Raw genomic sequence first — 15,207 nt, 5'->3', positions numbered from 1 at the left:
TACTTGACAAACCTTCCCACTTTCCTTATTATACTAATAAAGGTATTTATCCTTGTTTTTGGGCTCAACGACAAAATTCAGGTGTTTATTGGCAAATTACATAAAATTATAGCAGCTTTTTTTATTTTTTCTACATTCAGCCAAATCGCGCTTGTTAGCACATTATCAATTTACATTATTAAAACTCGCTATACAGGGATTCTTTTGTCTTTTTTTATTTAGTAAATTTCTTAATATTTGTAGCTAAAGTAATTTTAGAGAGCCAGCGCGTGACCAACCTGGTCAGTTTTCTGAATCCCAGTACTGGGATGACAAGAAGAGAGCTGACTTGAATGACACCAAATGGACACTGAGACAGAGGCTACTTGAATAATATTTCACCATGTCATTCCAGCACTTGATGCTGGAATCCAGAAGTTTTTTTGAGCACAAAAGTTATGCTAAGTTTTTCTTGGTAAGAAACCAGTGTCAGCTACTTGAATGAAACTATTTTGGATGAAAATCAGTGTCAGCTACTTGAAAAGGAAGAAGAGACTTCTTCCTTCTACTTAACTACACTGTTACACTTGACTTTGAAGAAATTTCTGATTGTAAATCAACTTCATTTAGCTCATTACAAGGCTTACACACTTCATACGTAATACCACCAGTAACAAGTCCTGTAAGTACGAAAGCAGCAATAGCTATACCAATTAAAGTCAATATTGGTAATGCAACACCAGCAGCAAAACATCCACCACCAACTGCTAATGCAGCTACAACACCACAAACACTACCAATCATTATTGATTTATTAGTAGTTTTTACTATATTTTCTTCAGTTCTAGGCACGCTACTTTCAGACACTAAAGGCTTTTCATTACTTTCACAATTAGACATGCTATTTGCAAGTCTTGCTAGCCAATTATCAATTTTAGTTTCTTGCCCTTCATCTTGCTCTTGACTTTTTAATGTTTTTAAAATCTCCTGAAGTCTTTGACGATCATTTCCTTCTACACGAGCAAAAACTTCTTCTAACATATTATTATCTTCACTTGCTTCTAAAATAACTTTGATTTTTTTCTCACAATTACTGAAAGCCATAGCATAGCCAAGCAGTGTTAGATTATACTTTGTACCACCTGGTAAACTTTCAGTTATATTTGCAGTAGTAAGAACTTTTTCTTTATCTTCAATTTCTTCTAAAATAACTTTGATTTTTTCCTTAAAATTATTGCAATTCATAGCATAGGCAAGCGGTGTTAGCTTATACTCTACACCACCTGGTAACTTTTCAGTTATATTTGCAGTAGTAAGAACTTTTCCTTTATCTTCACTTGCTTCTAAAATAACTTTGATTATTTCCTCAAAATTACTGAAATGCATAGCACAGGCAAGCGGTGTTAGCTTATACTCTGCACCATCTGGTAACTTTTTAGTTATATTTGCAGTAGTAAGAACTTTTCCTTTATCTTCACTTGCTTCTAAAATAACTTTGATTATTTTCTCAAAATTATTGAAAGCCATAGCATAGCCAAGCAGTGTTAGATTATACTTTGTACCACCTGGTAAATTTGTAGTTATATTTGCAGTAGTAAGAACTTTTTCTTTATCTTCAATTTCTTCTAAAATAACTTTGATTATTTCCTTAAAATTAATGAGATTCATAGCATAGGCAAGCGGTGTTAGATTATACTTTGTACCACTTGGTAACTTTTTAGTTATATTTGCAGTAGTAAGAACTTTTTCTTTATCTTCAATTTTTTCTAAAATAACTTTGATTGTTTCCTTAAAATTATTGAAATTCATAGCATAGCCAAGCAGTGTTAGATTATACTTCGTACCATTTTCTAACTCTTCAATTATATTTGCAGTAGTAAGAACTTCTTTTAATATCTCTGCTTCTTTAATTTCTTCAAGAGTAAGAGTAATATCCTGTTCACTTTCTATCACATCCTTTAACCGATCATATAATTTCTTTTGTTCCGCTGTTAAATCTTCATACTTTGTCATATCAAACTCTCCTATATAATATACTTTAATTATTATATACTTAAGCAATAAAGTCAAGAATTTAATTAACTATCATAAACACTCAAGCAAGAAAAAGGGGCTTTTGTGCGAGCGTTATTAATCTTCAGTTTAATAGGATAAGATTCGTCAACGTTTCTGTAAGTATCTTCTATATAGAAGAGTTGCTACCAATAAAGCCTAAGCTGACCAAATACATTTCTGTAGATTCAGATCTACTTGACTTTGGTTTGAAGTATCTTACTGTTTTAAACATTTTTTTTAGCTCATTGCAGAAATCTTTATCAGACTCTCCTTGAAAAATTTTTACTACAAATTTGCCATCATGATTCAAAAAATGCTTTGCAAAATTGAGCGCTGCTTCGCATAAAAGCATAATTCTGATATGATCTAACGATTTTAAACCGCAAGATTCTGGTGCCATATCAGATAAAATTACATCAAATTTGTGATCCTTGAATTTTTCTCTTAAAATTTCAAGTTCGCTGATAATATCACACTGTATACACTCTACTCCACTAATTGCGTTTATTGGTTTTATGTCAACAGCAATCACACTCGCTCCTTTCTTAGATGCAACTTGTGACCATCCACCAGGAAAAGCGCCAAGATCAATAATTTTTTGCCCTTGTTGGAGTAGTTTAAATTTATCGTCTATTTCTATTAACTTATATGCCGAGCGCGATCTATAACCGTCCTTATTGGTTTTTTGCACATACTGATCATTCAAATGGCGATGTAGCCATCTTGTTGAAGATAACTTTCTACCTCTAGCTGTTTTTACTCTGGTCTTTATACTAATAACCTACTTATTATTGATTATATCTTTGAGCTCTTTTTCAACTACTTCTTTTACCAATGCATGTAGATACTTATTCAGCCACTCTGAAAGCTGAGGTTTTAAAAGAGATACAACTAATTCTTCAACAGTAAGATCCGCTCTTTTTTGTTGTTTATGCCGTAGTTCGCTTTGCATCTTTTCAAGCAATGTTTTAATTTCCTCCATATTTTCTTTTAAAACTAAATGCTCGTTACTTTGTTCTTGATAGCTCACTTTGTTATTACTCATTTGGATATTATCATACAAATTTTTCTCTTCTGAGTTGTAACTATTAAATTGGTTATTCATTTTCTCACTTTGGCAATTATTCTCTTCTTCACTATTTTCTTTTTCTTCGATGTCTTCTGGGTACTCCTCTTCAAGGCATAATACGTCATCATCTTCATCTATTATTTCTGCTCTATCACCACTTGGATTTTTACCCGATATAGCTTTTTTTATATCTTCTAGTATATCTTTTACAGATTGATTATCGCTCATACCATTAAATTTAAAGGTTTATACTATTTATCATAAAAAGCAAGTTGTAAACACTAATTACATAATTGCTTTTTGCCTGAATTAGATCGGAACGTGCTTTAAATAGTTCATCTTCAGTATCCAAAAGATCAATTGTGCTCTTTAAATTTAAGTTTACTTCTTGCGCAACTCCTTCCAATGCTAAAGCTGCTGCTTTTTCTGCTTCTTGACTTGCTTTAATAATAGCTTTTGCTGTCAGCACGTTATTCCAAGCATTTATAACTGCTTGTTCTATATTTTTTACTGCTTCGTAATAATCGTAAGTGGATTGTTTTGCATCCATTTTAGCTCTACTAACACCAAAAACATTAACTCCTCTTTTAAAGATCGGAATATCAAGAGTAAAGACAACATTCACATTTTCTAGTAACGTGTCTAATTTTATATTGTCCTTTCCAAAATTTTTACTTGCGCTTAGATTCAAAGAAGGAAGCCACTTGGAACTTTCAGCAATCACTTCCATTCCAGCAGCTCTTTTTTTATAAATAGCTGCTTTTAGGGACAAGTTGTTGGTTTTTGCTAACTGTAAACATTCATTTAATTCTGGTATAGAAGGTAGTTTACCATTAGTCTCGTGAAGATTATCAGCATCTTCACCAATTAAATGATAGTAAGCAATATTAGCGAGCTTTAATTCACCTTCAGCATCAACTCTTTTGGATATAGAAGATGAAAATTTTGCTTTTGCGAATAAAACCTCAGCATTAGTAACTTCTCCAAGAGAAAAGCGTTTTTTCATAGCTGACAAATGTTCTAAAGAAACACGTTCTTTATGTTCCCCCAGTTTTAATATTTCTGCCTTTTGTAAAACATTAACATATGCTTTCACAGCGCTGAGTGCAACTTCTTGCTTTGACTGCTGAAATCTAATTTTTGCTGCTTTAAGAAGATGACTTGATCGGCTAAATGTAGCAAAAGTGCCCCCACCGTCTATTATTCTTTGGCTTAATGTTAGACGCTTTCCAGAGTTTTGTCGATCGTTAATAATATTAAAATTACTATCGAAATTATATTGTAAATTAATGTCAGGTAAAAATCCAGCCAATCCAGAAGATTTCAGCTGTTTTTCAGCACTCTTATATTGGTAAAACTGAGACTTTATTTTTGAGCTGTTTTTGATAGCTTTGCTTATGGCTTCTTCCAAATCGATTGCATAGCAACCTATAGTACCAAAAGCAATTATAAGTATAATAATCAATCGAAACATTTTGCTTTCTAGCATGTTGTTTAAGTTATTAGCATAAATTACTTTAATAATCAATAACTAATGTTGTTGACACTATCAAGCAACTCAGTGTATCATAATCTACTGTTATGTATTGATATATGAAAACTTTTTTCTTAAAAGAGAAACAAGTCGATAAAAAATGGCTTGTTATAGATGCAGAAGGATTAGTAGTAGGAAGGCTTGCAGCGTTTGTAGCAGCGCTATTGCGTGGAAAGCATAAGCCTGAATACACACCTCATATGGATTGTGGAGATAATGTAATTATTGTTAATGCAGAAAAGGTACATTTTACCGGAAAGAAACTTAAAGATAAAATCTACTATAGGCATACAGGTTATTCTGGTGGTTTAAAGAAAACTACTCCAGATAATATTTTAAATGGCAAATTCCCTGAGCGTGTGATAAAAATGGCAGTAAAAAGAATGCTTGATGATGGTCCTATGGCACGTAGACGGTTTGAAAATTTGTATGTTTATTCTGGTTCAGAACATAAGCATCAAGGACAGCAACCTGAAAAAATAGATTTTGCCTCTTTAAATCGTAAAAATAAGAAATAATGGAGTAAAAAGTGAAAATAAATAATAATGATCAGCCAAAAAAGGCAATGATTGACTCACTTGGTCGTTCATATGCCACAGGTCGAAGGAAAGAATCTGTAGCAAGAGTATGGATAAAGCCAGGAAGTGGAAAATTTAGTGTTAATAAAAAAGATGATTTAATTTCTTATTTTAAAAGAGAATCAGTGTGTCAAATGATTAAAGCGCCATTCATAGTAACTTCTATGTTAGATAGGTATGATGTGTTTGCAACTGTAAAAGGTGGAGGACTATCTGGCCAAGCAGGTGCCTTAGCTCATGGAATAAGCAGAGCTTTAAGTAGTATAAGTCAAGATCTACACTCTATATTACGTAAGGGTGGATTCCTAACTAGAGATTCACGTGTTGTTGAGCGTAAGAAATATGGTCAACATAAAGCTCGGAAAAAATGTCAGTTTTCTAAGAGATAATTGTTTCATAATGGTATTTTTTTGTAAATATTATACAAGTTCTTACAAGGTTTTATGACATTTTCTCTTTTTATGACGAATTTAGTTGACTATTGGTATTAGCATAATATGCTGTTTATGTAATTTTTCAATATTAAGGTAATTTATGAGTAAAGAAGATATAGTAAACCAACTGAGTCAAGAGTGCTCTAGTCAAGGTATAGATATAACAAAAGCTAGTTTGGGTAAGCTTCATGATATTTTTATGGAAACAATCAAGAACGATCTAAATCGTAAAGGTGAAATACGTTTGCATGGAATAGGGACATTCTCTACTGCTATAAGTAAGGAAAGACAATGCCGTAATCCTCAAAATGGTGAGATTATGACCGTTCCTGAAAGGAAAAGAGTAAGGTTTAAAGCAAGTCAAGCTCTTTCAAGTGCTTTAAATAACAAAGAGAAAGCATCAGCTATTTAGATATTGTCATTTTCATCTTTTTAGTTACACTATGTAAGCCATGAAATATAGCCTCGCTGATTAAAGAATGGCCTATATTAAGAGCTGAGATGTGAGGTATCTCTTTTATTCTTTTAGCATGTTTATAATTTATGCCATGTCCTGCGTGGAATTCTATTCCTAGCTTATTAATGTATTCTGCAGAGTTAGTAATAAGTTTTAATTTTTCTTCTGATGGATTATCACAGTAATCCCCCGTGTGAATTTCTATTATGTCAGGCTTTCTTTCTAGCTTCTCAAGATATTTTAGTTGATTAATATTTGGATCGATAAACAGTGAGACTTTTATGTCAAAGCTATGCATTTCCTCTATTATACCAGAAAGTTTACTGTGCATATTCACGATATTCAGGCCACCTTCGGTTGTTAATTCTTCTCTTTTTTCTGGTACTATACAAATCGAGTAGGGTTTTACTTCTTTTGCTATTTTGAGCATTTCTTCCGTAGCTGCAATTTCAAGGTTCAACTCAGTGCTAATGTTTTGTTTTAGATTGAATACATCCTCATCTCTGATATGCCTTCTGTCTTCTCGTAAGTGTACGGTGATAAAATCTGCTCCAGCATCAATAGCTATTTTTGCTGCTTTTAATGGATCTGGATAAGAAGCTCCACGTGCGTTGCGAAGGGTTGCAACGTGATCAATATTAACGCCCAATTTCACAATTTACCTCAAAAATTATTTATAAATTATACATATTATTAGATCTTATGCATGTCATTGTTTAATGCCATAGCTGAAAGACGGAGCTAGCAGTTATACCAATTCTCATTGTTGGCAAGTCAAATAAGAAACATTCAAAATTGTTTGATTGTGGAAGTGGAAAGAGAAGTAATAAATTTGCATACACTTGCCCTTTTTTACAGTTAATCTAGTTTATAGAACTACTCGTGGTAATCCAAATAAGATTTTTTCTCATAATCAAGTTATAGTAAACGGGGAAAATTTTTCGCATCTAAAAAATTTTAGATTTAGGATTGAAATTAATAAGTGGAGTGATTATGTAATGCATGTATTAGTAAAAGGAGGTACAACATGAGTAATATAGTTCATTTAAATAAAAACAATAATCGTGATAATTTTAGTGTAAGAGGGTTACAAAGAGCCGTTGATGACATATTTGATAGCTTCTTTACAGGATGGAACCCAGAGCTTTCTAAAAGAGGCAGTAGCCTACTACCAGTTTGTGACCTTTATGAAACAAAGGAAAGCTATTGCCTATCATTAGAGTTACCAGGTATTCCTAAAGAAAGCATAGACATTAGTATATCTGGCGATAACTTAATAGTGAAGGGTGAAAAAACATGTGATAATGAATCAAAAGATAAGCAGTTTTACCACAAAGAAAGGTACTATGGTTCTTTCTATAGATCTATTCAACTTCCAACAAATGTAGAGCAAGATAAGGTATCTGCCAACTTTTTAGATGGGGTATTGCATGTAACCATACCTAAATCAGAGAAACACATCAAGAAAATTGATGTAAAGTAATCAGTAAGTAATAGCAGGCTTCTGACCTTGAGGCTTGCTATTTTAATATCTGTTCAGCAGAGTGGCAAAATAAGGTAAACGAGAAAAGACAACTAAATGAGTGTCATGAAAGTAGCTGATGCTGGCTCCCTTATGAAGGTGTCATCTTAGCACCCAGACACTGATTTTTTAATTGAAAATGTTGTCTTGTTTGTGATAAATTTTGCTCGATGCCAGTGTCGAGCACTGGCATGACATTATAGAAGCTGGAATTACAGTGTCAGCTACTTGAATGACAATATTTGCTGTGTAATTTACCTTAAAAAATGAAATTCCTACAGCTACGTGTAAGCTACTTTCATGACACTCATTTAGTTGTCTTTTCTCGTCTACCTTATTTTACCACTTTGCTGAACAGATATGTAAAATATTAACTTAGCAATACAAAAAATTATCTATAGATTAGACACACCATTAGATCTTATGCATAGTCATTTTTTAATTCCATAGCTGAGACGGAGCCTGCTCCCCTTATCATGAAACTGAAGTCTATATGGTACCACAGTATAATGATATAATAAAATATGAAAAAAATACCAATAAAAAAAGGCAAAAAAAGCCCGTATTAACTTTAACAATTTAAAATGATTTAATGTGAAAACCATAGGCGCCAATTGTTTTTTTAACTTAAAAATAAAAGTCAAGTATCAGGAATTCTAGACATAAACCCTCCTATATGAATAAAGAGCTAGCAAAAATAAACTTATATATTTTTTGCTGAAATTTGATTATTTGGTGAAAAAACCTGCAGGTGAAGATAGATTTTGGATCCTAAAAAATCTTCATTCTCCACTATAATGAAGCCACCAGAGTCTGTCAAGTAATTTTTTATTTAAATTGCTTGCAATCTTTTTATACACTCATCTTTACCAAGAATTACCATGATATCGATGATTCCAGGCGCATCCATTATTCCAGTTATTGGGGCGCGTAATGAGTGGTATATATCGCTCATTTTTATATTATGTAATTTTGAAAATTCCTTAATCTGAGAAGATAAAAAATTCTTATTCCAATCTTCACTACCTACACTCGAAAGAAATGATGCAAGTAACTTAATTACATTGAGGTTAGATTTGACAATTTGCTGAGCTTCTTCACTAAAATCAACTTGAATATAAAATTTTGCTAAGTCCAATAATTCGGTCAAATAGTTTGCTCTTTTTTTCAGCTCTGTCAGTCCCTGCAGTAAATAGCCCTTTTTTTTGTCAGTTAGAGTATTTTCTCTAAGCATTAGAGTCAGAATATCTTCATTGCTCATATTACTAATATAGTGGTTATTCAAATGCTCCAGTTTTTTGAAATCGAGCCGTGCAGGTGAGCGACCGATGCTTTCTAAATTAAACCACTCTATTGCTTGCTCATCGCTAATAATCTCATCGTTGCCATGACTCCAGCCAAGTCTTAGCAAGTAATTACGCATTGCCTGTGGCAATATTCCCATCTTTTCATAATCGCAAACACTTGTTGCACCATGCCTTTTAGATAACTTATTCCCGTCTTCTCCATGAATAAGCGGTACGTGTGCAAAGCGTGGGACATCAAAATCAAGAGCTTGGTATATTAGTAATTGCTTGAAGGTATTAGTGAGATGATCAGAGCCACGTATAATATCGGTTATTCCAGCATCATGGTCATCAACCACTACAGCAAAAATATATGTTGGAGTATTGTCAGAGCGCAAGATTACTATGTCATCAAGCTGGTCGCTACTTATTGTAACTTGGCCGTATATTTTATCGTCAACAACAATATCTTCTGAGTCTGGCACTTTGAAGCGAACAACAGGCTCTGCATTTGATGTTGAATGAGTACACTTATGCTTATATATTTTTCCTTCTTCCCTTGCTCTTATTTTCTTCTCCGCAACTTCATTCTCGGGGCAGTAACAATGATACGCCCTACCCTTTTCAACTAAAAGATTTGCAACTTCAATATGTCTATCTATTCTTTTTGATTGATATACTATTTCTCCATCATAGCTTATTCCAAGCCATTTTAACCCATCTATTATTGCATCAATTGCTTCCTGTGTTGAACGTTTTCTGTCGGTATCCTCAATCCTTAGTAAAAACTGGCCACCATGACGCTGCGCATAGAGCCAATTAAACAAAGCTGTGCGAGCTCCTCCAATATGTAAAAATCCTGTTGGTGATGGAGCGAATCTAGTGACTATACCTGGCATATTTGTCTATTGTGATAACGTAACCGATGATAACTAAAATTTGTACTTGCAACAACGTGGAACTATAGTAAATTTGAAAGATCAATTTACATTTATTTTTAACAAACTGCATTGTATAATTTAATATTAGTGAATGCAGTGAGGTGTATATATGGATAATTTATTTGAAATTGCAAGAAAAGGGAATGTGGATAAATTTGTCGATTCTTGCAAGGAAAGAGTTGCTTGTGTAGCTAAGCATAGAATTGATGAAAATGGAAACCCATTTCATATAGCAGCAAGTAAAGGGTTTCTATTATCTGCGTTACAGAAGATCATAAAGGATTTAGAAGAAAGTACCAGGGTTGAGGTTGAAAAAGCAAAAGAAGCCAAAGACTGGGAAGAAGTAAAAAGATTAGAAAAGGAACTTAAGAATAATAAGAAATATATTAAGGAAGCACTCCTCGATAAAAGCTATATTAAGGATAATAAGGCAGTATCACCTCTTTACTTCTTGGATCCTTCAGAGCAGAAGGAAGTTAAGCAAATTGCAGATATAAAATGTGGCTTTATATGTAATAAGAAGTTTCATATATGCTTATATATAGTAGGAGCTATAGTGTGTGCTACCGCTATGTGTGTATCTTTGTATCTTCTATTTTCGGCTTCTCAATCTCTTGCATTGGCTTCAATAGCAACAATAGCTTCTGGAGGATCTTCATATCTGTTATTTAAGGCATGTAATGAAGTATATGGCCTCTATAACGAAAGTACTATAGTGACAGATCCTGATGTTATGCAACTTTTAGATAGTGGTTTAGCCCCAGTGTGAAGTATTTGCAGGTAGTAATATAGAAATTTACTTTCTTAACTTAAGAAAGTATACTTATAAGATGATAAGAAAGAAGTATAGTAAGATTTTAGTAGCGAACAGAGGGGAGATTGCCTGCAGAATAATCAAAACTGCGCACAAGATGGGCATATCTTGTGTGTCTGTGTACTCAGATGCAGATGCAAATTCTGTGCATGTAAAGCAAGCAGATGAGTCAAGGCACATTGGCCCTTCGCCTGCTTATCTTAGTTACTTAAATATCGAAAAAATATGCGAAGTAGCAGTTGAAACAGGTGCCGAGGCGGTTCATCCTGGCTATGGGTTTTTAGCAGAAAATCCAGATTTTCCCCGTGCTCTGGAAAAACATAACATAGATTTCATTGGTCCAAGTGCAGAAACAATAGAAGTTACAGCCAATAAAATAACGGCAAAAGAAGAGGCAAGAAAAGCTGGAGTAAATGTAGTGCCAGGATATATGGGTAAGATCGAAGATGCTGCCCACGCAGCCATCGTTGCTGAAGAGATTGGTTTTCCCGTTATGCTCAAAGCTGCATCAGGTGGTGGTGGCAAAGGAATGCGAATTGTATATTCCAAAAAAGAAATTGAACTAGCATTTACATCAGCAACAAATGAAGCAGAGAAAAGTTTTAAAGATGGCAGTATTTTTATAGAGAAATATATAGAGCTGCCAAGACACATTGAAATACAAATCATAGCAGATAAATACGGCAATATAGTGTGTCTTGGGGAGAGAGAGTGCTCGGTACAGAGGAATAACCAGAAAATAATAGAAGAAACACCAAGCCCATTTATTAGTGAAGAAGTAAGACAAAAAATGTATGCTCAATGTGTTTCTTTGGCAAAGCAAGTTGATTATTTTTCAGCAGGTACTGTCGAGTTTGTTGTAGATAAGAACCAAAACTTCTATTTTCTTGAGGTAAATACGAGATTACAAGTTGAGCATCCAGTAACAGAATTTGTCACTGGAATAGATATAGTGGAAGAGATGATCAGAATTTCTTGCGGAGAAAAATTAAGATTTGGTCAGAATGATATTAAACTTATTGGCTCTGCAATAGAAAGCAGAATTTGCGCTGAAGATCCATCAAAGAGATTTTTTCCTTCCAGCGGAAGAATCAAATATTACGACAAACCAGATGATGTAAGAATAGATGATGGAGTAGCTAGCGGTTCAGAAATCAGCATGTTCTACGACTCAATGATTGCAAAAATTATAACCTATGGAAAAGATAGAATAGAAGCAATCAGCAGAATGCAAAAAGCATTGTCTGAATGTTATATAGAAGGAGTAACAAATAATATAGAATTTCTAGAATCCATTTTCCATCATCCAAACTTTATTGCAGCAAAACTCCACACAAGATTCATTCCAGACCATTATCCTAGTGGGTTTCAAGGCGATTTTATCACAGAGGAATATATTAAAATATTTATTTTTGCTGCACTGTATGTTCACTTAGAAAATGAGGGAAAGTATTACAGTAAGTCAACAGACGAAGCATTCATAGTGAAAATAGATGACAATGAGTACTCCGTAAATGCAAAGTATCAAGATAACACATTAACAACAGTATATAACCACAATAAATACTCCGTGGTGGGTAAGTGGAAATCAAGTTACAGATTACTATATATCACAATTAATGATGATACCAATATAGCACTTAAAATAGAAAGGCAAGGTAGCAAATACTTTATAAGACACGCAGGTATGAAAGCTAAATGTTGTGTATTGAAACCTCATGTAGCTGAACTAAGCAAATTAATGCTAAACAACAAAACAGAAGGGATTTCAGTAGACGCTGTAAAATCTCCAATATCCGGTTTATTGGTTAAATTACACGTCAATGCTGGAGATCAGGTAGAGGTAGGACAACCTCTCTTTGTTGTGGAGGCAATGAAAATGGAAAATATAATATGTGCTGAATCAGAAATGGTGATAAAAAATATCCCTGTTAAAGAAGGAAAAAATATACATGCTGGTGATTTGGTATTAGATCTGATTTCTTAAATAACGCAAGCAGTATAAACCTGATCCAAATAAGATAAATGAAAACATTTGATGGGCTATAGCAATAGCCATTGGTATATGCAGCAACAAAGTGACTATTCCTAGAATTACCTGAATGATGACGGAGAATAGCATAACATATAATGGTTTTATACTGGCATTTTTTATTGTGAGTATTGCTGTCAGAACTAATATCAGCAATGCCAATGCCCGGTGTATGAATTGCACTGTTACTCTATTTTCAAAGATATTTAGCCAAGCAGGCTGTAAGTAAAATAAATCTTCCGGAACAATTTGTCCATCCATTAGTGGAAAGGTATTATAAATTAAACCAGCATTTAGCCCTGCAACAAATGCACCGAAGATTATTTGTACTGTCACTAGGATTAAAATTATCCATATGTAACATGTAATGTTGCTATTAATTTTAATTATCTGTTTTGGTTTGATTTGGTAATCAAAAAATTGATATGACAATAATGCAAAGATAACCAACGCAAGCAGTAAGTGAAGTGCGAGCTTATAGTGACTAACATGAGGATTAGATACCAAACCGCTTTTAACCATATACCAACCGGCAAAAGCTTGTAAAATTCCAAATAATAGTGCTGTAGATAACCTTATTACTGCATTTTTAGGTATTCTTTTTTTTAGTGTAAAGTATATAAATGGTAAGATAAAAACTAAACCTGTCAGCCTTGCAATTAACCTGTGCACATATTCTATTAAGTATATGGTGCGAAACTCTTCCATACTCATACCATAATTAAATGCTTTATATTCAGGTGTAGCTTCATATTTTGATTTTTCTTTTAGCCAGTCTTGTTCACTCAGCGGTGGCAATGTTCCGGTAATTGGTTTCCATTCCGTGATTGACAATCCTGCTTTTGAAAGTCTGGTAAATCCACCAATTCCCACCATGCAAATCACCATGAGAGAGCAGAGAAAAAGCCAAATAGCTACAGGTTTTGCTTCCATAATCCATGCTGAGTTTTATTCCATTGCTGAGGGTGAATAACAAATTCCCACAAAGCGAGAAAAGCTGCAACGCTATGTAGTAGACTATAGACGGGAAAAAATATTGATACTATATAAAAATAAAAAGGCATTTTTTGTTGTCTGATAGCTATTATCAAAAAAATCAAGTTAATACCGTATACTATTATAAAATAATATAAGAATAATTCATTCAAAATTTGAGTCAGCACCAATGAAAGTAACAAAAAAGGAGTCGTGAAAAATATAAAAGCTGAGGAACCAACAAAAAGGTTTAATAGCAAAACTCCCTTAAGCCCAGTGTGCTTAAAAAGTAATTTTATATTTTTTAAATGAACGATATAAGTTTGCATATAACCTTTAATCCAGCGTGCTCTTTGTTTGATCCAAGCAAACACAGTAGTTGGTGATTCTTCCAATGTTTCTGAATCAATAATCCTGGTTTTATATCCCATTTGCGCAAGTCTCAAACCAAGGTCAGCGTCTTCAGTGACATTGTAAGCATCCCAAAAAAGCACTTTCTTTAAAATTTCCACTGAAAAATGGTTACTGCTACCACCCAAAGGTATTGGCATGTTCATTTTTTGAAATCCAGGCAAAAAATATTGAAACCAGTTCATATACTCAAGAGAAAAGAATTTTGTAAGAAAATTGCAACCAAAGTTATAGTAATTTAATTTCGCCTGTACACAAGCCAACTTTTCGTCGCCCTTATTAAATTCAATTAGTGCTTTTTTTAACTGCAACGGATCTGGCTTGTCATCTGCATCATATATTACCACATACTTTCCTCTAGCAAAGCTCATAGCATAATTGCATGACTTAGCTTTTGTTCTAGGCAGAGAATGAGGCACTTTTATTACTTCAAAATACTGTGGTAAAGTGCATTTTTCTATAGCTGCCAACATTTCTTGATCATCGCTCTCTATCACAAGCTTTACATCTAATTTTGATTTTGGATAATCCAAACTTTCAATGCTCTTAATCAATTGCTTTATAACCGCATTCTCTTTAAAAGCAGGCAATAAAATAGTATATATAGGTTCATTCATCTTATCATAATCTGCTTTTTGGTTAGAAATTTTACGCAAGCCAAAAATTTTAGTTACAAATTTGAATAAAGAACTAGAACATCCGATTATAAATATCAACACCAAAGCAAAATATGCATATTTTTTTGTCAGTGTTAAAGTCGAAATCATAACAAAGAAAGAGGAAAAAAAGATTGAACTGAGCCTAATGTTTTTAGCTGAAAAATTAGGATTCTTATAATATAAGTAGTTACTTGCGAATTCTGAAATACCAAAGTGTGAGTTAAGAAGATTTAAAATCTGTTTGCTATCTACTTTTATCAATACATATTCAATACCGTAATGAGATTCGACCCAAAGGTTGATATCTTGGCTTATGTCTTCAACCATAAAAAAAGTAGTATCATTTAATTTTTGCCAAGGAATTATATTAAACCTATAGTAGAAAAGTTTCTCTTGTTCTTTGCATAAACTAGAATCAAATTTAATTTTTTCTACATTATCAGTTTGAAGTACAGGCATTA

14 protein-coding genes are annotated in these 15,207 nt (G+C 33.3%); 6 read left to right on the top strand and 8 right to left on the bottom strand.

The features are described 5' to 3' along the window. Positions 1–552 precede the first annotated feature (552 nt). The 4 genes from OPR29_RS01110 to OPR29_RS01095 form a co-directional block, all read right to left on the bottom strand. A complete protein-coding gene (locus OPR29_RS01110; RefSeq protein WP_265025305.1) occupies positions 553–1,992 on the bottom strand; it encodes a magnesium transporter in 1,440 nt (479 codons plus the stop codon). A gap of 169 nt (positions 1,993–2,161) precedes the next feature. Next, complete coding sequence (locus OPR29_RS01105) at positions 2,162–2,740, bottom strand: RlmE family RNA methyltransferase (RefSeq protein WP_064085440.1); 579 nt, start codon at positions 2,738–2,740, stop codon at positions 2,162–2,164. A 75-nt stretch (positions 2,741–2,815) separates the two neighbouring features. Then, positions 2,816–3,331, bottom strand: a complete 516-nt coding sequence (locus OPR29_RS01100; RefSeq protein ID WP_007302034.1) for a PopZ family protein — start codon at positions 3,329–3,331, stop codon at positions 2,816–2,818. A 10-nt stretch (positions 3,332–3,341) separates the two neighbouring features. Beyond that, positions 3,342–4,592 carry a TolC family protein gene (locus OPR29_RS01095; RefSeq protein ID WP_230608990.1) on the bottom strand — a complete coding sequence of 417 codons (1,251 nt, stop codon included), beginning with the start codon at positions 4,590–4,592 and terminating at the stop codon, positions 3,342–3,344. A gap of 104 nt (positions 4,593–4,696) precedes the next feature. Between OPR29_RS01095 and rplM the strand changes: the two genes are divergently transcribed. From rplM to OPR29_RS01080, 3 genes are all read left to right on the top strand, one after another. Next, a complete protein-coding gene (rplM, locus tag OPR29_RS01090) occupies positions 4,697–5,155 on the top strand; it encodes a 50S ribosomal protein L13 (protein ID WP_006014941.1) in 459 nt (152 codons plus the stop codon). Between the two features lie 47 nt (positions 5,156–5,202). Beyond that, complete coding sequence (rpsI, locus tag OPR29_RS01085) at positions 5,203–5,604, top strand: 30S ribosomal protein S9 (protein WP_052264863.1); 402 nt, start codon at positions 5,203–5,205, stop codon at positions 5,602–5,604. A gap of 145 nt (positions 5,605–5,749) precedes the next feature. Continuing rightward, complete coding sequence (locus OPR29_RS01080) at positions 5,750–6,061, top strand: HU family DNA-binding protein (protein ID WP_265025304.1); 312 nt, start codon at positions 5,750–5,752, stop codon at positions 6,059–6,061. On the opposite strand, the gene OPR29_RS01075 is transcribed toward OPR29_RS01080, so the two are convergent. Next, positions 6,054–6,761 carry a pyridoxine 5'-phosphate synthase gene (locus OPR29_RS01075; protein ID WP_265025303.1) on the bottom strand — a complete coding sequence of 236 codons (708 nt, stop codon included), beginning with the start codon at positions 6,759–6,761 and terminating at the stop codon, positions 6,054–6,056. The two genes, OPR29_RS01080 and OPR29_RS01075, sit on opposite strands and share 8 nt — an antisense overlap. A 372-nt stretch (positions 6,762–7,133) precedes the next feature. Between OPR29_RS01075 and OPR29_RS01070 the strand changes: the two genes are divergently transcribed. Then, positions 7,134–7,589, top strand: a complete 456-nt coding sequence (locus tag OPR29_RS01070; RefSeq protein WP_007302039.1) for an Hsp20/alpha crystallin family protein — start codon at positions 7,134–7,136, stop codon at positions 7,587–7,589. Positions 7,590–8,460: 871 nt separating this feature from the next. Here the strand turns inward: OPR29_RS01070 and gltX are convergent. Continuing rightward, positions 8,461–9,813 (bottom strand): glutamate--tRNA ligase, encoded by a 1,353-nt coding sequence (gene gltX, locus OPR29_RS01065; RefSeq protein ID WP_149168645.1) that lies wholly within the window; start codon positions 9,811–9,813, stop codon positions 8,461–8,463. 151 nt (positions 9,814–9,964) lie between these two features. On the opposite strand from gltX, the gene OPR29_RS01060 reads away from it, so the two are divergent. After that, entirely contained in the window at positions 9,965–10,624 is a 660-nt protein-coding gene (locus tag OPR29_RS01060) for an ankyrin repeat domain-containing protein (protein ID WP_265025302.1), read from the top strand. 61 nt (positions 10,625–10,685) lie between these two features. Continuing rightward, positions 10,686–12,656, top strand: coding sequence for an acetyl-CoA carboxylase biotin carboxylase subunit (locus tag OPR29_RS01055; RefSeq protein WP_012481866.1), 1,971 nt, complete (start codon positions 10,686–10,688; stop codon positions 12,654–12,656). Here the strand turns inward: OPR29_RS01055 and OPR29_RS01050 are convergent. Next, complete coding sequence (locus OPR29_RS01050) at positions 12,639–13,634, bottom strand: COX15/CtaA family protein (protein ID WP_012481867.1); 996 nt, start codon at positions 13,632–13,634, stop codon at positions 12,639–12,641. The two genes, OPR29_RS01055 and OPR29_RS01050, sit on opposite strands and share 18 nt — an antisense overlap. Then, the gene (locus OPR29_RS01045) at positions 13,616–15,205 is read right to left on the bottom strand and encodes a glycosyltransferase family 2 protein (RefSeq protein WP_265025301.1); all 1,590 of its coding nucleotides are present in this window, start codon (positions 15,203–15,205) and stop codon (positions 13,616–13,618) included. The genes OPR29_RS01050 and OPR29_RS01045 overlap by 19 nt, the downstream gene beginning before the upstream one ends. Between the last annotated feature and the right edge of the window lie 2 nt (positions 15,206–15,207).

Source organism: Wolbachia endosymbiont (group B) of Pammene fasciana (assembly GCF_947251495.1).
Taxonomy (GTDB): Bacteria; Pseudomonadota; Alphaproteobacteria; order Rickettsiales; family Anaplasmataceae; genus Wolbachia.
Note: the sequence above shows the minus strand (reverse complement) of the source record. Positions and strands in the feature narration are given on the sequence as shown.